The organism is Streptomyces sp. MK37H (assembly GCF_018035285.1).
Lineage (GTDB): Bacteria > Actinomycetota > Actinomycetes > Streptomycetales > Streptomycetaceae > Streptomyces > Streptomyces endocoffeicus.
On the sequence record NZ_JAAAYH010000158.1, the window covers coordinates 1 to 18,285 of the forward strand.

Here is an 18,285-nt window from a genome sequence, read left to right on the forward strand (position 1 = left end):
CACAGCGGTCCTGTGGACATAGCTCTCCTTACGGTCGCCATCGCCGGGGTCTCGCTCTCCGCGCCGCTGGCCGCCGCGACGGTGGCGCCCGCGCTCGCCATCGCCTTCTGGCGCAACGCCATGGCGGTGGGCGCGCTCACCCCGCTCGCCCTGTGGCGCCACCGGGGCGAGCTGCGCGGGATGGGCCGCCGGACGGCGCTGCTGTCGATCGGGGCCGGGGCGCTGCTCGCGGTGCACTTCGGGGCCTGGCTGCCGAGCCTGCACATGACCTCCGTGGCCTCCTCGACCGCGCTGGTGACCACGACTCCCATCTGGACGGCGCTGCTGCTGCGGCTGCGCGGCCACCGCCCGCCCACGCTCGCCTGGCTGGGCATGGGCCTGGCGATCCTCGGTGTGGTGATCCTCACCGGGGTCGATCTGTCCGCCTCGCCGCGTGCTCTGCTGGGCGACGGGCTCGCGCTGCTGGGCGGGATCGCGGCGGCCGGGTACGTGCTGCTCGGCGCGGAGGTGCGCCGTTCGGTGAGCACCACCGCGTACGCCTACGTCTGCTACACCACCACCAGCGTGCTCCTGCTGCTGACCTGCCTGGTGGCGGGCGCGGAGCTCGGCGGCTACAGCGGCACCACCTGGCTGCGGCTGGCCGCGCTGACGGTCACCGCGCAGCTGCTGGGGCACACCCTCATCAACCGGGTGGTCAAGGGCCTCGGCCCGTCCGTCACCTCGACCGCGATCCTGCTGGAGACGCCGGGGGCGGCCCTGATCGCGGCCCTGTGGCTGGGCCAGATGCCGCCCGTGGCCGCCTACCCGGCACTCGCGGTGATCCTCGGCGGACTCGCGCTGGTCATCATGGCGGACGGTAAGGGCGCGTCAAACGAACCCGGCTGATGAGTGAGGGCCCGCCCGCCGTCCGGCCCTACAGCCAGCCGTTGCGCTTGAAGCCGCGGTGGATCGCGAAGCAGATGCCCACCGTGACCACGAGCACGGTCGGGTAGCCGAACCTCCAGCGCAGCTCCGGCATGTAGTCGAAGTTCATGCCGTAGATCCCCGCGATCATCGTCGGCACGGCGAAGATCGCCGCCCAGGACGTGATCTTCCGCATGTCCTCGTTCTGCGCGACCGTGGCCTGCGCCAGATTGGCCTGGAGGATCGAGTTCAGCAGGTCGTCGAAGGCCAGCACCTGCTCGTTGACCCGCGCCAGATGGTCCGCGACATCCCGGAAGTACTTCTGGATGTCCGGGTCCACCAGCCGCATCGGACGCTCGCTCAGCAGCTGCATCGGCCGCAGCAGCGGCGAGACGGCCCGCTTGAACTCCAGGACCTCGCGCTTGAGCTGGTAGATCCGGCCCGCGTCGCCGCCCCGCCGGGAGGTCGCGGCCGAGAAGACGTCGATCTCGACCTCGTCGATGTCGTCCTGGACCGCGTCGGCGACCGCGAGATAGCCGTCGACCACCTGGTCGGCGATGGCGTGCAGCACCGCCGAGGGGCCCTTGGCGAGCAGTTCCGGGTCCTGCTGGAGCCGGTGGCGCAGGGCGCGCAGCGAGCCCTGGCCGCCGTGCCGGACGGTCACGATGAAGTTCCGGCCGGTGAAGCACATCACCTCACCGGTCTCCACGACCTCGCTGGTCGAGGTGAGTTCGGCGTGCTCCACGTAGTGGATGGTCTTGAAGACGGTGAAGAGGGTGTCGTCGTACCGCTCCAGCTTGGGCCGCTGGTGCGCCTGCACCGCGTCCTCGACCGCCAGCGGGTGCAGCCCGAACTCCTGGGCGATCCCCGCGAACTCGCGCTCGGTCGGCTCGTGCAGCCCGATCCAGGCGAACCCGCCCTCCTCGCGGACCCGCTCCATGGCCTGCGCCGGGCTCACGTGTTCGCTGACCCGCTTGCCGTCGCGGTAGACCCCGCAGTCGACCACGGCGCTGGTGACCGACGGGTCACGCGTCGCGTCGTAGTCGCTGGCGGTACGGGAACGGCGCAGGGCAGGGCGAACGGCTGCGCGCAGGTCACGGATCATCGACATGACGGGCTCCTTCTCAGGCCGTCCGTCAGCGGTGGCCGCGCGGCGCAGCGCGGCGCCCGGAAGGTGGACGTACGACATCCCGTGCCCGTACGTCCGCAAAGCGGGCGGCGCTCCGTGCGATGGCGCTGACGGAAGGTTCTTCGGAACTGAACAAAGCGGTACGAAGGCGCTCTACCGTCAGATGCCCTGGATGCGAGTGGGCTTCGCGTGTTTCACCGCCCAGCGGCGGGGTACGGAAGGCTCAGATCATGAAGTCGCATACCAAGGGGAAACGACGGGAGAACTGTCGGTACTGCACGGTCGACTAGGATCCACCGCAGCCCCACCTCCTCCGGCCGGTCCCCCGTGAGGGACGATCTGTAACTCCATGGGCAGGGATTAAGGCTATCAGTCGGCAGAAGCGTTACGTCGCCGCTTTGCCTGTTCGATACGCGATCTATGCTCACCGCATGTCAGACGTTCTTCAGCTGGTCGAGGCCCGGTTGATCACCGCGCTGGGCGAGCCGGACGCCCGCGCCGCCGTCACGTTCGTGGGTACGGACCGCATCGAGGTGCTGCGATTCCGCGATGGTAGCGATGTGATCCGCTACGCCACCCTCGGTATGTCGGACCATCCGATGACCAGCCCGACCGCCGCCGTGGCCGACGCCCTGCGCGGGCCGCGCGCCGAGTTGGTGCTGACCGTAAGGAGGGGCGGTTCCGGTCCCGACCTGTCCGTCCTCGACGAGGTGCTCCGCCCGCTCGCCGTACTGGCCGCCTCGCCCCAGGTCGAGGGGGTCGTGGTGACCCCCGGCGCGTCGCTGGACCTCGGCGGGCCGCTGTGGCCCGGGGCGCCCTTCAGCTCCGTCCTCGTCGCCGAACCGGGCGGCCTGGTCGAGGACTTGGAGCTGCTGGAGCCCATGGAGCCGGTGCGCTTCCTGCCGCTGCTGCCGATGACCGCCAACGAGGCGGCGTGGAAGCGGGTGCACGGCGCCGGCGCCCTCCAGGACCGCTGGCTGCGGCACGGCACGGATCTGCGCGACCCGGTGCGGCCCGAGGTGCCGTTGTCGGGCTGAGATCCGTACGGCCTGTTCCCCGGGTGTGGGGCCGTACGGGAACTGGTGCGGGAAGTGACCTCCGGACGGGTGATCGTCCTTGACGCGACGACGACCGGGGAGGACCGTGGGGCCCTATGAGGGGCGAACCCAGTTGCCCGAAGTGCGGTGGCCGGGTGCGGGCGCCCGGTCTCTTCGCCGACTCCTGGCAGTGCGGTGTGCACGGCACGGTGCACCCCCTCCAGCCGGTCGTTCCGCCGAGCGTCGAAGCACTCGTGGTCGTCACCAACCGTGCCCGGGTGCCCGTATGGATGCCATGGCCGCTGCCCGTGGGCTGGCTGTTCACCGGTGTGGCCTGCGCCGGGGACGACCGCAGCGGCGGCCGAGCCACCGCCGTGGCCTGCTCCGGCCCCGGACCGCTGGGCGGCCCGGGTGAGTTGCTGCTGATCGCCGAGGAGCTGGGCGTCGGCCTCGGCGCGCGTTTCGCGGGCCTCCCGGGGCCCGATCCGGGGCCTGGGATGCGGGTGGACAAGCCGCCGCACGTCAAGGTGCTGGCCGCCGGGCGGCCCACCCCGCTGTGGCATGTCGAGGGAACCCCGGACGACCGCGCGGTCTTCGCGGGCGAGGCGTGCGGGCTGTGGCTGTGGGCGGTCGTCTGGCCCGAGCAGACCGGGCTGCTGATGTACGACGAGATGGTGCTCACCGATCTGCGGGACGCGGGGGCCGAGGTCGATCTGGTGCCCTGCGGGGCGCTCTCCCCGAGGCTGCTCTCGCCCTGAGCCCTTTCGCCTCTGGGCTGGTACGTCATGCACAGGTCAGGGCCCGTCGACGCGGGCAGGTGCGGGCGTGGTTATGCTGGGGCGTCCCCTCGGTCCATCCCGAACGCAGCTTGGAGCCCGTGCCGTGCGCATCGATCTGCACACCCACTCCACTGCGTCGGACGGTACGGACACCCCCGCCGAGCTGGTACGGAACGCCGCCGCCCAGGGTCTGGACGTCGTCGCGCTCACCGACCACGACACCGTCGGCGGCTATGAGGAGGCGACGAAGGCGCTGCCCTCCGGGCTGACGCTGGTCACCGGCGCCGAGCTGTCCTGCCGTCTGAACGGGGTCAGCCTGCACATGCTGGCGTACCTCTTCGACCCGGCCGAGCCCGAACTGGCGCGCGAGCGCGAGCTGGTGCGCGACGACCGGGTGCCCCGAGCCCAGGCGATGGTCGCGAAGCTGCGCGAGCTGGACGTGCCGATCACCTGGGAGCGGGTGGCGGAGATCGCGGGGGACGGGGCCGTCGGGCGGCCGCACATCGCCACCGCGCTGGTCGAGCTGGGTGTCGTGGAGAGCGTCTCGGACGCCTTCACCCAGGACTGGCTGGCCGACGGCGGCCGGGCGCATGTGGAGAAGCACGAGCTGGACCCCTTCGAGGCGATCCGGCTGATCAAGGGCGCCGGCGGGGTCGCGGTCTTCGCGCATCCGCTGGCCGTCAAGCGCGGCCAGTGCGTCCCCGAGAGCGCGATCGGCGAGCTGGCGGCGGCGGGCCTCGACGGTATCGAGGTCGACCATATGGACCACGCCGAGGACACCCGTGCCCGGCTGCGCGGTCTCGCCGCCGAGCTCGGCGTGCTCACCACCGGCTCCAGCGACTATCACGGCAGCCGTAAGACCTGTCGGCTCGGCGAGTACACGACCGATCCCGAGATCTACGGGGAGATCGTGCGCCGGGCGACCGGGGCCTTCCCGGTGCCGGGCGCGGGCGGCTGAGCCCCCGCTCTTCCCTCTGCTCCGTCTCCGTTTCCCGTACCGCATCAGCACGCACCGCTGCTCGTCCCCGCAAGGCAATTCACCGTGTTCGACGTCGCCGTCTTCGGCTCCCTCTTCCTCACCCTGTTCGTGATCATGGACCCGCCGGGCATCACGCCCATCTTCCTGGCGCTGACCTCGGGCCGCCCGGCCAAGGTGCAGCGCAGGATGGCGGGCCAGGCGGCGGCCGTCGCCTTCAGCGTCATCGCCGTCTTCGGCATCGGGGGTCAGCAGATCCTCGACTATCTGCATGTCTCGGTCCCCGCGCTGATGATCGCGGGCGGGCTGCTGCTCCTGCTGATCGCGCTCGATCTGCTCACCGGTAAGAACGACGAGCCGACCCAGACCAAGGACGTCAATGTCGCGCTCGTGCCGCTCGGCATGCCGCTGCTGGCCGGGCCGGGCGCGATCGTCTCGGTGATCCTCGCCGTCCAGCACGCGCGTGGGATCGGCGATCAGGTGGCGGTGTGGACCGCGATCGCGGCCATGCATGTCGTGCTGTGGGTCACCATGCGCTATTCGCTGCTGATCATTCGCGTGATCAAGGAAGGGGGAGTGGTGCTGGTCACCCGGCTGTCCGGGATGATGCTCTCCGCCATCGCGGTCCAGCAGATCATCAACGGCGTCATCCAGGTGGCCCACACCGCCTGACACGCACGAGCGCCCCCGTACCGTCTGTACGGGGGCGCTCGACGCTCTGTGCTGCTGGGAGGGCCTTACGGCACTACCGGGCGGCGGTGTCGGCTGGACGGATGTAGATGCGCTGGCCGATTGCGGCGGCCTGCTGCACTATCCGGTTGACGGAGGCGGCGTCCACGACGGTGCTCTCGATGGCGCTGCCATCGATGTCGTCCAGGCGCATGATCTCGAAGCGCAAGGCTTCTCCCTTCGTCTGATCCTCCTGAAGGAGAACTGATGTGTACGGAGTCGCGCAGCGTCGCTGCCGCGCCCTCCTGTACGTGTTCAACCAGAGGGTCCCCCGAAAACATTCCCTACGCTAATAAAATTTTTTCGCAGCCTAAGTATCCGCTGGTAGCCGGGGCGGGGTCCGGTTGTGCCCCTCACAGAGCCGCCCGGAGAATGAACCGCGTATGAGTGAGACCATGCCTCCGGGCCAACAAGACCTCGCCTCGATCGTCGCGGGCATCGAGCGCACGAACGAGCTGCTGCAGCGCGTACTCGCCGAGGTCGCGACGACCCCCTCGACTCACGCGATCTTCGTGGACGCGGGGTATGTCTATGCCGCCGCCGGGCGGCTGGTCGCGGGCACGGAGGACCGCCGGGCGTTCGAGCTGGACGCCGAGGGGCTCATCGAGGCGTTCATCGACAAGGCGCGCACGATCTTCCCGGACAGCAGGCTGCTGCGCGTCTACTGGTTCGACGGCGCCCGGCGCCGGATCCACACCCCGGAGCAGCAGGGCATCGCCGAGCTGCCCGATGTCAAGGTCCGGCTCGGCAACCTCAACGCCAACAACCAGCAGAAGGGCGTCGACTCGCTCATCCGCTCCGACCTGGAGTCCCTCGCCCGCCATCGCGCCATCGGCGACGCCGTGCTGATCGGCGGCGACGAGGACCTGGTCTCCGCCGTCGAGGCGGCCCAGGGCTACGGGGCACGCGTCCATCTCTGGGGCATCGAGGCCCTCGACGGGCGCAACCAGGCCGAGCCGCTGCTGTGGGAGGTCGACAGCCAGCGCACCTTCGACCTCGACTTCTGCAAGCCGTATGTCACCCGGCGGGCCACCGGCTACGAGCCGAACGGCGACGCGCCCCTGTGCGGGCCCGCCCCGACCCGGGACGAGGTGCGCTTCGTCGGGGCGCAGATCGCCGCCCAGTGGCTGTCCTCACGCGGCCGTGAGACCCTCGCCGAGCTGCTGCCCGGCCATCCGTATCTGCCCGGCACCGTGGACCAGGAGCTGCTGATCGACGCGGAGGGGCTGCTGCGGCTCTCGCTGCGCGCCCACGCCGATCTGCGGCGGGCCCTGCGGGACGGCTTCTGGGAGCATCTGCAGGCGCAGTACTGAGCCTGCGGGGTTCTTGGGTGGGATCGGGGCCCAGCCGACGTCTTCGTGCTCAGCCGACGTCGCGCCAGAAGGAGATCAGGGCGTCGGCGGTGGGATGGGCCCGCTCGGCGTTGGGGGAGTGCCCGGCGCCCTCGATCACGGTCCGGCGGGCGGCCAGCCGTCCGGCCATCTCGTCCATCAGCGGCACCGGCCAGGCGTAGTCCGCCTCGCCCGACAGCACATGGACGCGCAGCCGCAGCGCCGCCAGCTCATCGACCCGGTCCGGCTCGTCGGACAGCTGCCGCCCGGTGACGATGAGCTGCTCCGGGACGGTCCCGAGCCAGCGCTGGTGCAGGAACTCCGCCACCCCGGGCGGTGTCGACTCATCGGCCGCCTCGGGCGGATCCAGCTCGCGCATCGCCTGCCATACGGACTCCATGTCCATCACGGTCAGCGCGTCGATCAGCAGCTTGATCCGGGCGCGCTGCGGGGCGGAGATGGCCGCCGGGCCGGAACTCATGATCGTCAGCGAGGCGAACGCTCCCGGGTCGCGCAGTGCGGCGGTCCGCGCGATCAGCCCGCCGAGCGAATGCCCGAGCACATGGACGGGGTCCTCGGTCGCCGCGCTCAGGGCGGTGACCTGCGCGAGCAGGTCCTCGGCCAGCTCGTCCTGGGCGTACGCGGCCTCCTTACGGGGGCCAGGGCTCTCGTGCTGCCCCCGGCCGTCGACGGCGACGGCCCGGAAACCGGCCGCGGCGAGCGGCTCCAGCAGCGCGATGAAGTCCTCCTTGCTCCCGGTGAACCCTGGGACCAGCAGAACGGTCCCGCGCGCCGCCGAAGCGGGCCGCGCGTCATGGACGGCGAACTCGCCGCGCGCGGTCCGGAGGCGGTACGCACGGGCGCTCGCGGGCAGTGTGAGAAAGGGCGGCCTGCTCATGGGACGAGGCTATACAGCCCCCGGGAAACGGCACATGAACGCCCAGGGGCCCGTACCGCGGTGTCGCGGAACGGGCCCCTGGGTGTGTTGCTGTGGCGTAGCACCGTTGTGCCGTTGTGCCGGGTCAGCCTTCGAGCGTGGCCTCGACGGACTCGGCCGCCTTGGCGCGCGTACGGCGCCGGGGCTTGGCGGGCGCGGCCTCGGCCTCGTCCGCCGCCGGTGCCGCCGTGGCGGCCTTGGCGCGCGTACGACGCCGCGGCTTGGCGGCTTCGTCGCCGTCGGCGGCCTCGGTGGTGGTGCCTTCGGCGCTCGCGACAGCGGCCTCCGCGGCCTTCGTCGCCTTGGCGCGGGTACGCCGCGGCTTGGCGGGGGCCTCGGCGGGCTCCGCCTCCGGCTGCGCGTCGGCGGCGTCGGCCTTGGCGGCGGCGCGGGTGCGGCGCCGGGGCTTGGCCTCCTCCGTCGTCCCTTCGGCCGTCTCGACGGCGGTCTCGGCCGTCTCGGTGGCCTTACGGGTGCGGCGCCGGGGCTTGGTCGCCTCGGTGGTGCCCTCGGCGGTCTCGACGGCGGCCTCCGCCGCCTCGGCTGCCTTACGGGTCCGGCGGCGCGGCTTGGCGGGGGCCTCGGCGGTCTCGGCGGCGTTCACCGCTTCCGTCGTGCCCTCGGCCGCTGCCACGGCGGTCTCGGCTGCCTCGGTGGCCTTACGGGTGCGACGCCGGGGCTTGGTCGCCTCGGTGGTGCCCTCGGCCGTTTCGACGGCGGCCTCCGCCGCCTCGGCTGCCTTGGCGCGGGTCCGGCGGCGCGGCTTCTCGGGGGCCTCCACGGCCTCCGGAGCCTCCGCCGTCGTCACCGCCGCTTCCGCCGCCTCGACGGCGCTCGCGGACTCCTTCGTGGCGCCCTCGGTGCCCTCAGCCGTCTCGACAGCCGCTGTGGCCGCCTCGGCGGACCTCGCGCCCCGCGTGCGGCGGCGGCGCGGCTTGGCGGCGGCCTCGGCGGGCTCCGCCTCCGGCTGGGACGCCTCCGCCGTGTCGACGGCGGCCGTGGCCGCCTCGGAACCGGCCGTCGCCGTGCCGCCGCGCGTACGGCGGCGTCGGCGGGGCCGACGGGGCTCGGTGGCGCCCTCGGCGGTGTCGGCGGCGGACTCGGCCGCCTCCGCGCTCTCCGGCGCGCCCGCGCCGTCCAGGTTCACACCGCCACGGGTGCGGCGCCGGGTCCGGCGGTTGCGCGCGGGGCGCTCCTCCGCGGCCGGGGCGGCGGCCCGGCGGCCGCGGCCGCCACGGCCGCCGGTCTCGCCCAGGTCCTCGACCTCCTCGGCGGCGAGCCCGGCCCGGGTGCGCTCGGCACGCGGGAGCACACCGGTGATGCCCTGGGGGATGCTCAGCAGCTCGTAGAGGTGGTCAGAGGTGGAGTACGTCTCCTCCGGGTCGTTGAACGGCAGGTCCAGCGCCTTGTTGATCAGCTGCCAGCGCGGGATGTCGTCCCAGTCGACGAGCGTGATCGCGATGCCCGAGGCGCCCGCGCGACCCGTACGGCCGATGCGGTGCAGATAGGTCTTCTCGTCCTCGGGCGACTGGTAGTTGATCACATGCGTGACGCCCTCGACGTCGATACCACGCGCGGCGACGTCGGTGCACACCAGCACGTCGACCTTGCCGTTGCGGAAGGCGCGCAGGGCCTGCTCGCGCGCCCCCTGGCCGAGGTCGCCGTGGACCGCGCCGGAGGCGAAGCCACGGCGCGCGAGCTGATCGGCGATGTCGGCGGCGGTGCGCTTCGTACGGCAGAAGATCATCGCGAGGCCGCGGCCTTCCGCCTGGAGCACCCGCGCCACGACCTCCGGCTTGTCCAGGGAGTGGGCGCGGAAGACATGCTGCGTGATGTTGGCCACGGTCGCGCCCTCGTCGTCCGGCGCGGTGGCACGGATGTGCGTGGGCTGCGACATATAGCGCCGGGCCAGCGAGATGACCTGGCCCGGCATGGTGGCCGAGAAGAGCATCGTCTGGCGTTTGGCGGGCAGCAGCTGGATGATCTTCTCGACGTCGGGCAGGAAGCCCAGGTCGAGCATTTCATCGGCCTCGTCCAGGACGAGCGACTTGACGGCGGAGAGCCGCAGCTTCTTCTGGCCCGCCAGGTCCAGCAGCCGGCCCGGGGTGCCGACGACCACGTCGACGCCCTTCTTCAGGGCCTCGACCTGCGGTTCGTAGGCGCGGCCGCCGTAGATCGACAGGACGCGGACGGCGCGGACCTTACCGGCGGTCAGCAGGTCGTTGGTCACCTGCTGGCACAGCTCGCGGGTGGGGACGACCACGAGCGCCTGCGGGGCTTCGGTCAACTGCTCGGGCTTGGCCCGGCCGGCCTCGACGTCCGCGGGGACGACGACGCGCTCCAGCAGGGGGAGGCCGAAGCCCAGCGTCTTGCCGGTGCCGGTCTTGGCCTGTCCGATGACGTCGGTGCCGGAGAGGGCGACCGGAAGCGTCATCTCCTGAATGGGGAACGGGGACGTGATGCCGACGGCTTCCAGGGCCTCGGCAGTCTCGGGGAGGATCCCGAGTTCTCGGAAGGTGGTCAGGATGCTTGCCTCTTCTGTGAGCGCGGCGGGAGGCGGCGAAGGGGGTCGCACGGCGCCCGGGTGCACCGGCCTTGGGGATGGCCGGTTCGGCGCGGGACCACGGCCTTCGCTCGAGCGCACACGCCGCGAGCGGGTCCCTCCTGCCGTGCGCAAGGTGATGCGCGCCGCGCGGAGGGCGGTCGGGTTTGGAGCCGATCGGGCCACCGACCGGGCATCCGCATTCGTGGAACAACCCGCCGATACTCGACGGGCGCATTTATCACTGTACCCCGTAAGCGCGCATCTGTGACCGGGCTGTCCGATGCGGGGCATCCGTGGGCATGGCTGACCAGGGCCTTCCCCGGGCCGCGGAGCGGGCTATTGTGCGCTCCATGGAGACGCCTGACACGCCTGAGACGCCCGCCGCGACCACCGGGGACCGCGCCGGGGACGACGCAGCTCCGGGGAAGGGCGGCGGGGAGAAGGCCCCGGAGCCCACCGGGATCGCCGCCCAGGACTGGGACACGGCGGCCGCCGATCCGCAGTACCGGGCCGCCGTGGTGGATCTGCTCGGCGCCCTCGCGTACGGCGAGCTGGCCGCCTTCGAGCGGCTGGCGGAGGACGCGAAGCTGGCGCCCACGCTCGAGGACAAGGCGGAGCTGGCGAAGATGGCGTCCGCCGAGTTCCACCACTTCGAGCGGCTTCGGGGGCGGCTCTCGGCGATCGGCGAGGAGCCGACGGAGGCAATGGAGCCGTTCGCGGCGGCGCTGGACGGGTTCCACCGTCAGACCGCGCCGTCCGACTGGCTGGAGGGCCTGGTCAAGGCGTATGTGGGCGACTCGATCGCCAGTGACTTCTACCGCGAGGTCGCGGCCCGGCTGGACTCCGACACCCGCGATCTGGTGCTCCAGGTGCTGGACGACACCGGCCACGCCTCGTTCGCGATCGAGAAGGTGCGGGCCGCGATCGAGGCCGATCCGCGGGTCGGCGGACGGCTGGCGCTGTGGGCGCGGCGGCTGATGGGCGAGGCGCTGTCGCAGGCCCAGCGGGTGGTCGCGGACCGCGACGCGCTCTCCACGATGCTGGTCGGCGGGCTGGCCGACGGCTTCGACCTGGCGGAGGTGGGCCGGATGTTCTCCCGGATCACCGAGGCCCACACCAAGCGGATGGCCGCTCTGGGGCTCGCCGCCTAGGTTCGAACGACTACGGAACGGGGGGCTCCGGCGGCCGATGCCGCTCCGGAGCCCGGTCGGACAGGGGCTGACGGCCTGGGCTTACGGGCCTGGGCTTACGGGCACGGGCCCACGGCCCTACGCCGGGACCGAACGCCGGCGGCGCGCCCTGGCCGGGCGGATGAGCAGCGACAGCAGCGCCGCCGCGAAGCCGAGCGCGACGATCAGCACGGCCGCCGTGTGCCCCGAGCCCAGCACCGTATGGGTCAGCAGAGCGCCCAGAAGCGCGGCGGCGGGGCCGGTGGACAGGACGAGGGGCCGTGCGGGCAGCCTTCGGGGGAGCCGGTGGAGCGCCCCGTACGCGATGACGAGACCGATCAGTACCGAGGCGAGCGCTTCCCAGAACAGCATTGGCGCGTCCTTCCCGTGAGCGGACCGGGACCGATACGTGATCACGAATCGGTCACGCCCGTCCTACCCGTGCCCGACCGCAGGCAACCCTGTCCATGGGGGCGGTCTGTGGCGCATGTCGAGCCGGGGGCGTGCGTGCGAGCGCAAACAGCGGCGGGGCCCGGTGGTCTTGCTCCACCGGACCCCGCCGCTGTGGGTGAATCCTCAGGCCGCGCCGAAACCGACCTTGCGGGCGGTCGGCTCGCCGAGCTCGACGTAGGCGAGCCGGTCGGACGGGACCAGGACCTTACGGCCGTGGGCGTCCTCCAGGGTCAGCACCTGAGACTTGCCGCCGAGTGCCTCGGCCACCAGGCGCTCGACCTCCTCGGCAGACTGCCCGCTCTCCAAGGTGATCTCGCGGGGCGCGTGCTGCACGCCGATCTTGACCTCCACGGCCTTGTCCCTCCGACGGTCATTTGGGGTAGCGCGGCCATCCGCGCTGTACACCAGCACACACTAGCCGGGCCGGGACACCCGCCGGGGGCCGCGGGCGCACGCCGGCAGCGAACACGCCCGCCGCCGCGGACGCGCCTCCTCGCGGCCGGGAACGGTCCCCGGCCGCTCAGTGGCGACGCCCGTCCGCCCCGCCGCGCTCAGCGGGTCCGCTCGGCGGCCCGCTCAGTGGCCGCCCTCGGCCCCGTGCAGCGGGAAGCCCGCGATACCCCGCCAGGCCAGCGAGGTGAGCAACTGCACGGCGGTGTCCCGCGGCACGGCGCTCTCGCTGGAGAGCCAGTAGCGCGCGACCACCTGGGACACCCCGCCGAGGCCCACGGCCAGCAGCATCGACTCGTCCCGGGACAGCCCGGTGTCCTCGGCGATGACCTCGCAGATCGCCTCGGCGCACTGCAGCGAGACGCGGTCCACCCGCTCGCGCACCGCGGGCTCGTTGGTCAGATCGGACTCGAAGACGAGCCGGAAGGCGCCGCCTTCCTCCTCGACGTAGGCGAAGTACGCCTCCATGGTCGCCGCGACGCGCTGCTTGTTCTCGGTGGTCGAGGCGAGCGCGGTGCGCACCGCCTGGAGCAGGGCGTCGCAGTGCTGGTCGAGCAGGGCCAGATACAGCTCCAGCTTGCCCGGGAAGTGCTGGTACAGCACCGGCTTGCTGACCCCGGCTCGCTCGGCGATGTCGTCCATCGCGGCCGCGTGGTAGCCCTGCGCGACGAAGACCTCCTGAGCCGCCCCCAGCAGCTGATTACGTCGGGCTCGGCGCGGCAGGCGCGTACCCCGTGGGCGCGCCTCGGTCTGCTCGATGGCTGTCACGCCGCCTCCCAATGAATGATCCCTGTGCACGATGTCCATCGCGCCCGCCATCGTACTTTTGGGTAACAGTGCGGCGCGCTGTCCGTGCGGAGAATTTCACGTACCGGACTCTATGAAAAGCCCATAAATGACGCTGGTCACCGGTAGTCCTCCTCGTTCTCCTCGACGATCCGTGCCTGTTCCGCCCGGTCGGCCTCGTTGGCTTCCATGGACTCGTCGGCCCTGGGCCTTTCGTCGCGGTGGGAGATCACCTCGCGGTGCTGTTCGACGGCGTCCGCCTCGGGAGCCTCGACGTCGCGCGCGGCGGTCTCGTCGGCGTTCTCCACGGAGTCCTCGAAGGTGTCGGGGTCGGTTGGGTCGATGGACATGTACTCCCCTTCCCTGTTCCCTGTGGCGGCTTCGCACCGGTGGTTCGCCAGTGGTGGGCGCCAGTGATGGGTTCCCACTTACGGCGGCTTTCCACCGACGGCTGCCCAGTGGCGGCGATCCGGTGGTGAGCCAGTGGCAAGGTGATCGCCCCTGTGACTTACGAGCCTAGGAGAGGTCACTTTCGGACGCCACGTGGTCTGTGAGCGTGAACACACGGTCGAGCGCGTGATCGTCTCGTAACATTGCCGCATGTCTTCGACCGAGCCGCCGGAAGCCCGCATCGTCGCGCCGGTGCCGCCCGCGAGGGCCGTGCGGGTCGGAGCGGGGGAGAAGCTGCGTACCGCCGCCCTTCCGGGGCTCACGATGACCGTGCGCTGCCGTCCGCCGTCCGCCTCCGGGCTGCCGCCCGCGCTCTTCGTCCACGGCCTCGGCGGCTCCTCGCAGAACTGGTCCGCGCTCATGGAGCTGCTCGCCGACCGGGTGGAGGGCGAGGCGCTCGACCTCCCCGGCTTCGGTGACTCCCCGCCGCCGGACGACGGCAACTACTCGATAACCGGCCATGCCCGCGCCGTGATCCGCTACCTCGACGCGCAGGACCGCGGGCCGGTCCATCTGGTCGGCAATTCGATGGGCGGCGCGATCGCCACCCGTGTCGCCGCGGTGCGGCCCGATCTGGTGCGCACCCTCACGCTCGTCTCGCCCGCGCTGCCCGAACTTCGCCCGCAGCGCACCGCGGTGCCGACCGGCCTGCTCGCGGTGCCCGGGGTGACCCGGCTTTTCACCCGCCTGACCAGGGACTGGGACGCGGAGCGGCGCACCCGCGAGGTGATGCTGCTCACCTTCGGTGATCCGTCCCTGGTCACCCGGGAGGCTTTCGCCCACGCGGTCGAGGAGTTCGAACGCCGGCTCACCCTCCCGTACTTCTGGGACGCGCTCACCCGCTCGGCACGCGGTGTCGTCGACTCGTACACCCTGGGCGGTCAGCACTCCCTGTGGCGTCAGGCCGAGCGGGTGCTCGCCCCGACGCTGCTCGTCTACGGCGGCCGCGACCAGTTGGTGTCCGTAAGGATGGCGGACCGGGCCAACGCCACCTTCCGCGACTCGCGTCTGTTGACGCTGTTGGACGCCGGGCATGTCGCGATGATGGAGTATCCCGAAGCGGTGGCGCGCGGGATGCGCGAGCTGCTCGACGACGTTGATCAACGAGATGACCGGGACAGCCGGGAGGCGCGGGGGGCCGTACCGGTGTCCGGCGCGGACGGGAGCGGTGCGGCGCGTGGGTAAACACAGCGCACGTGGCAGCCAGGAGGGCCGGGAGCGCCGGTCCGCCGCGGCGGGCTCCGGCCAGGGGCAGGGCTCGGGCCCCGAGTTCGTCGAGTACGGCGCGTCCGGCGAGGCCCCCGCGGCCGACGGCGGCAGACCGGGGACCGGGCGCCGCCGGGCCGCACCGGGGCCCGGCGCCCCGGATCCCGGGGTCACCCCGCCGCAGGGCGTGCCGAGGCTGCCTTACGGAGCCGGCGGGCCCGCGGCGCGCACCAGGGGCGGACATCCCGAGCAGCGCGAGGCGGGTGGCGGCTGGGGCGCGGTCGGTGGCCGCGGCGTCGGTCCGGGCGGGCTCAGAGGTCCCGGTGGTCCCGGTGGTCCCGGTGGTCCCGGTGGTCCCGGTGGTCCCGGCGGTCAGCGGCCCCCTTACGGCATGCGCACCATGAACCCGCCGCAGCGCCCGACCACGGGCGGCACGGGTGGCGCGGCCGGTCTGATGCCCGGTCCGCGCAAGGAGTACATCGAGGCGTTCGACGCCCCCGACGCCCTGGACTGCGACGGCGACGACGTCTTCGCCGCCGGTGCGCCGGGCGGCGTGCCCCCGCAGCGCCGTACGCAGCGGGCGGCCACCCCCTCCGGGGGGATCGGCGGCGGCTCGGGCGGCGACGGCGGGAGCGGGCCGGACGACGACGAGCAGGAGCCCCCGGGCAAGGGGGCGCGCGGTGTCACCAAGGGCGGTAAGGGGCGCACGTTCACCGGCGTCGCCGCCGCGGCTGTGACCACCGTGCTGGCCGTCGTGGTGGCCGGACAGGTCGCGAGCGGACCGCAGGGCGGCGGCGGCAAGACACAGGCCCAGGGCGGCTCGGAGCGCGGCGACGACGCCGCCTCCCGTGGCTCCCACGCCGACGACGGCCGCGGTGCGGCCCGCTCGGCGAACTCGCCGGCCCCCGTCACCTATGACGAGAAGATGGCGGCCCTCTATCCGCTCGACGCCAAGCTGCGCGGATCCGGCGCCTTCCAGACCGTCCGCGGGCACGACAAGGCGCCCGGCCGCGGCCAGGTGCTGCGCTACCGCGTGGATGTGGAGAAGGGGCTGCCGCTCGACGGCCGGCTGTTCGCCGAGGCCGTGCACAAGACGCTGAACGACGACCGCAGTTGGGGGCACGGCGGCGTTCGCACCTTCGAGCGGGTCTCATCCGGGCATGCGGACTTCGTGATCACCCTCGCGAGCCCCGGGACCACGGCGGTGTGGTGCGCCAAGTCCGGCCTGGATACCACCGAGGACAACGTCTCCTGCGACTCGGCGTCCACCGAGCGCGTCATGATCAACGCCTATCGGTGGGCACAGGGTGCCAAGACCTTCGGCGACGACAAGATGCACTCCTACCGCCAGATGCTCATCAACCACGAGGTGGGCCACCGTCTCGGCCACAACCACGAGATCTGCTCCAAGCAGGGCGCGCTCGCGCCGGTGATGATGCAGCAGACCAAGTTCCTGTCGACGAACGGCGCCACCTGCCGCCCCAACGCCTGGCCGTTCCCCAAGGGCTGACGGCCCGTACCGGCCCCTATAGCGCCTCGCAACGTCTGAATTCCCGATAGGTCACGTGCGTTCACCCCTTCCGGTGGTGCGACGGACAACCGTCCATCGCGCCATGGCCCTGCGCGCATAACGTGCTCCCGCTGCCTGATGGCGGCCGCCGCCGGTGACGACGGCAGACGAACGGCCCGTTTGGGAGATCGGGGGTGCGCTCATGCGCGTGGGACTGCTTACGGAGGGTGGCTATCCGTATGCGGCCGGTGATGCGCGGGTGTGGTGCGACCGGCTGGTGCGCGGGCTCGCCCAGCATGACTTCGAGGTGTACGCGCTCAGCCGCGGCCCCGGCCAGGAGGGTGCGGGCTGGGGCGAGCTGCCGCGGCACGTCGGCCGGGTGTGCGCGGCGCCGCTGTGGGGAGAGCCCGAGCCCCGGCGGGGCGGGTGGGGCGGCCGTCGGCAACGACGGCGGTTCGCCGAGCACTTCGGGGAGCTGGCCGCGGCGATCAGCGCGCCTTACGGCTCCGGCGCGCCCCATGGCTCCGGTGTGCCCGGGTGCTCCACGGACCAGGCGGACCGTTTCGCCAATGGTCTCCACGGCCTCGCGGACCTGGCGGGGGAGTACGGCGGACTGTCCGCCGCGCTCCGCTCCGAGGACGCCGTAAGGACGCTGGAGCGGGCCTGCCGCACCCTCGGGGCGCCGCACGGCGCGCAGTGGGTGCGGGTCGCCGATCTGCTGACCGTCACCGAGGCCCTGGAGCGCGCACTGCGCCCGCTGTCCCTCGACTGGTACGGCGACGGGGCCGGAGGCGACCCGGGGCTGTCCGGGGTGGATCTGTGCCACGCCGCGACCGGCGGCGTGGCCGTGCTCCCCGGGCTGCTGGCCAAGCGCCGCTTCGGCACCCCGCTGCTGCTCACCGAGTACGGCGTACGGCTGCGCGAGTGCTATCTGGCGGGCGTGGCCGGCGCCGAGGGCGGACGGCCGCTCTCCGGGCCCGTACGGTCCCTGCTGACCGCGTTCCACGGCCGGCTGGCCGCCGAGGCGTACGCGCGGGCGGATCTGATCACACCCGGCAACACACACACCCGCCGCTGGCAGGAACGGTGCGGCGCCGACCGGGAGCGGCTGCGCACCGTCTACCCGGGCATGGACGCCGCCCGCTTCGCGGAGGTCGGCGAGCAGGGCGCGGCCCCGTCCGAAGGCGACGACCGGACGCTGGTGTGGGTGGGCCGGATCGAGCCGCCCAAGGACGTCATCGCCCTGCTGCACGCCTTCGCGGAGGTGCGCCGGTGGCAGCCGGACGCACGGCTGAGGATCATCGAGACCCGGCGCGGCGAGGACCCGGAGCCGGACGGCTATCCGGCCCACTGCCGGGCGCTGGCCGACCACCTTTTCCCCGACGAGGCGGCGGACGCCCACTCCGCCGGTGACAGCCCGGTCTCCTTCGAGCGGCTCGGCGACCCCGAGGTGCCGACGCTGGCCGACGCCTATGGGGCGGGCGGCGTCGTGGTGCTGTCCAGCGTGGTCGAGGGCTTTCCGGTCGGGCTGGTCGAGGCGATGTTCTGCGGGCGGGCCACGGTGTCCACGGATGTGGGCGCGGTGTGCGAGGTCATCGGCGGCACCGGCCTTGTGGTGCCCCCGCGCAATCCCCGGGCGCTCGCGGACGCGTGCCTGGCGCTGCTGAGCGACGCCGAGCGCGGTGCGCGCCTGGGCGCCGCCGCGCGCGCCCGTGCGCTGGAGCTGTTCACCGTCGAGCAGAACGTCGCGGCCTTCCGCGGGATCTATCTGGAGCTGATGTCGCACTGCCCGGTGCCGCGTGAGGAGGTCGGCGAGGGCGGCGGGCCGCTGCCGTTCGCCCGCCCCGCCGAGGCCCATGTGCCGGGGCGCTGGACCGCGGGCCGCGACGGCGACG

The 18,285-nt window shown here is 72.5% G+C and carries 18 protein-coding genes; 10 read left to right on the plus strand and 8 right to left on the minus strand.

Annotated elements, in window-relative coordinates:
- Positions 1-12: 12 nt before the first annotated feature.
- Positions 13-885: a DMT family transporter gene (locus GWI24_RS22180; protein WP_210947683.1), complete on the plus strand. Its 873-nt coding sequence runs from the start codon at positions 13-15 to the stop codon at positions 883-885.
- Positions 886-913: 28 nt separating this feature from the next.
- Here GWI24_RS22180 and GWI24_RS22185 read toward each other — a convergent pair whose 3' ends face one another.
- Positions 914-2,014, minus strand: coding sequence for a magnesium and cobalt transport protein CorA (locus tag GWI24_RS22185; protein ID WP_210947671.1), 1,101 nt, complete (start codon positions 2,012-2,014; stop codon positions 914-916).
- 449 nt (positions 2,015-2,463) lie between these two features.
- Here GWI24_RS22185 and GWI24_RS22190 point away from each other — a divergent pair, with 449 nt between their 5' ends.
- The 4 genes from GWI24_RS22190 to GWI24_RS22205 all read left to right on the plus strand — a co-directional run bounded on the left by GWI24_RS22190 (position 2,464) and on the right by GWI24_RS22205 (position 5,496).
- The gene (locus GWI24_RS22190) at positions 2,464-3,069 is read left to right on the plus strand and encodes a suppressor of fused domain protein (protein WP_210947672.1); all 606 of its coding nucleotides are present in this window, start codon (positions 2,464-2,466) and stop codon (positions 3,067-3,069) included.
- A 116-nt stretch (positions 3,070-3,185) separates the two neighbouring features.
- Positions 3,186-3,827 carry a DUF6758 family protein gene (locus tag GWI24_RS22195; protein WP_121824791.1) on the plus strand — a complete coding sequence of 214 codons (642 nt, stop codon included), beginning with the start codon at positions 3,186-3,188 and terminating at the stop codon, positions 3,825-3,827.
- Positions 3,828-3,951: 124 nt separating this feature from the next.
- Entirely contained in the window at positions 3,952-4,806 is an 855-nt protein-coding gene (locus GWI24_RS22200; RefSeq protein WP_210947673.1) for a PHP domain-containing protein, read from the plus strand.
- 84 nt (positions 4,807-4,890) lie between these two features.
- Positions 4,891-5,496: a MarC family protein gene (locus GWI24_RS22205; RefSeq protein ID WP_210947674.1), complete on the plus strand. Its 606-nt coding sequence runs from the start codon at positions 4,891-4,893 to the stop codon at positions 5,494-5,496.
- Positions 5,497-5,569: 73 nt separating this feature from the next.
- On the opposite strand, the gene GWI24_RS22210 is transcribed toward GWI24_RS22205, so the two are convergent.
- Positions 5,570-5,722 carry a hypothetical protein gene (locus tag GWI24_RS22210; RefSeq protein ID WP_020868604.1) on the minus strand — a complete coding sequence of 51 codons (153 nt, stop codon included), beginning with the start codon at positions 5,720-5,722 and terminating at the stop codon, positions 5,570-5,572.
- 214 nt (positions 5,723-5,936) lie between these two features.
- On the opposite strand from GWI24_RS22210, the gene GWI24_RS22215 reads away from it, so the two are divergent.
- Complete coding sequence (locus GWI24_RS22215) at positions 5,937-6,866, plus strand: NYN domain-containing protein (RefSeq protein WP_210947675.1); 930 nt, start codon at positions 5,937-5,939, stop codon at positions 6,864-6,866.
- Positions 6,867-6,915: 49 nt separating this feature from the next.
- Here the strand turns inward: GWI24_RS22215 and GWI24_RS22220 are convergent, their stop codons facing one another.
- Both GWI24_RS22220 and GWI24_RS22225 read right to left on the minus strand, forming a co-directional pair.
- The gene (locus tag GWI24_RS22220; protein ID WP_210947676.1) at positions 6,916-7,782 is read right to left on the minus strand and encodes an alpha/beta fold hydrolase; all 867 of its coding nucleotides are present in this window, start codon (positions 7,780-7,782) and stop codon (positions 6,916-6,918) included.
- Positions 7,783-7,906: 124 nt separating this feature from the next.
- On the minus strand, positions 7,907-10,255 hold the full coding sequence (locus tag GWI24_RS22225) for a DEAD/DEAH box helicase (RefSeq protein ID WP_210947677.1): 2,349 nt from the start codon (positions 10,253-10,255) through the stop codon (positions 7,907-7,909).
- Between the two features lie 452 nt (positions 10,256-10,707).
- On the opposite strand from GWI24_RS22225, the gene GWI24_RS22230 reads away from it, so the two are divergent.
- Positions 10,708-11,517, plus strand: a complete 810-nt coding sequence (locus GWI24_RS22230; protein WP_210947684.1) for a ferritin-like fold-containing protein — start codon at positions 10,708-10,710, stop codon at positions 11,515-11,517.
- 117 nt (positions 11,518-11,634) lie between these two features.
- Here GWI24_RS22230 and GWI24_RS22235 read toward each other — a convergent pair whose 3' ends face one another.
- From GWI24_RS22235 to GWI24_RS22250, 4 genes are all read right to left on the minus strand, one after another.
- Positions 11,635-11,907 carry a hypothetical protein gene (locus GWI24_RS22235; RefSeq protein WP_210947678.1) on the minus strand — a complete coding sequence of 91 codons (273 nt, stop codon included), beginning with the start codon at positions 11,905-11,907 and terminating at the stop codon, positions 11,635-11,637.
- A gap of 204 nt (positions 11,908-12,111) precedes the next feature.
- Entirely contained in the window at positions 12,112-12,339 is a 228-nt protein-coding gene (locus GWI24_RS22240; RefSeq protein ID WP_037952266.1) for a DUF3107 domain-containing protein, read from the minus strand.
- A gap of 225 nt (positions 12,340-12,564) precedes the next feature.
- The gene (locus GWI24_RS22245; protein ID WP_037952404.1) at positions 12,565-13,206 is read right to left on the minus strand and encodes a TetR/AcrR family transcriptional regulator; all 642 of its coding nucleotides are present in this window, start codon (positions 13,204-13,206) and stop codon (positions 12,565-12,567) included.
- A 137-nt stretch (positions 13,207-13,343) separates the two neighbouring features.
- Positions 13,344-13,574, minus strand: a complete 231-nt coding sequence (locus GWI24_RS22250; RefSeq protein ID WP_210947679.1) for a hypothetical protein — start codon at positions 13,572-13,574, stop codon at positions 13,344-13,346.
- A gap of 250 nt (positions 13,575-13,824) precedes the next feature.
- On the opposite strand from GWI24_RS22250, the gene GWI24_RS22255 reads away from it, so the two are divergent.
- The 3 genes from GWI24_RS22255 to GWI24_RS22265 all read left to right on the plus strand — a co-directional run.
- The gene (locus tag GWI24_RS22255; protein ID WP_210947680.1) at positions 13,825-14,859 is read left to right on the plus strand and encodes an alpha/beta fold hydrolase; all 1,035 of its coding nucleotides are present in this window, start codon (positions 13,825-13,827) and stop codon (positions 14,857-14,859) included.
- On the plus strand, positions 14,843-16,390 hold the full coding sequence (locus GWI24_RS22260) for a DUF3152 domain-containing protein (RefSeq protein ID WP_210947681.1): 1,548 nt from the start codon (positions 14,843-14,845) through the stop codon (positions 16,388-16,390). The genes GWI24_RS22255 and GWI24_RS22260 overlap by 17 nt, the downstream gene beginning before the upstream one ends.
- 202 nt (positions 16,391-16,592) lie before the next feature.
- The coding region (locus GWI24_RS22265; protein WP_210947682.1) for a DUF3492 domain-containing protein at positions 16,593-18,285 on the plus strand (1,693 nt) is incomplete at its 3' end.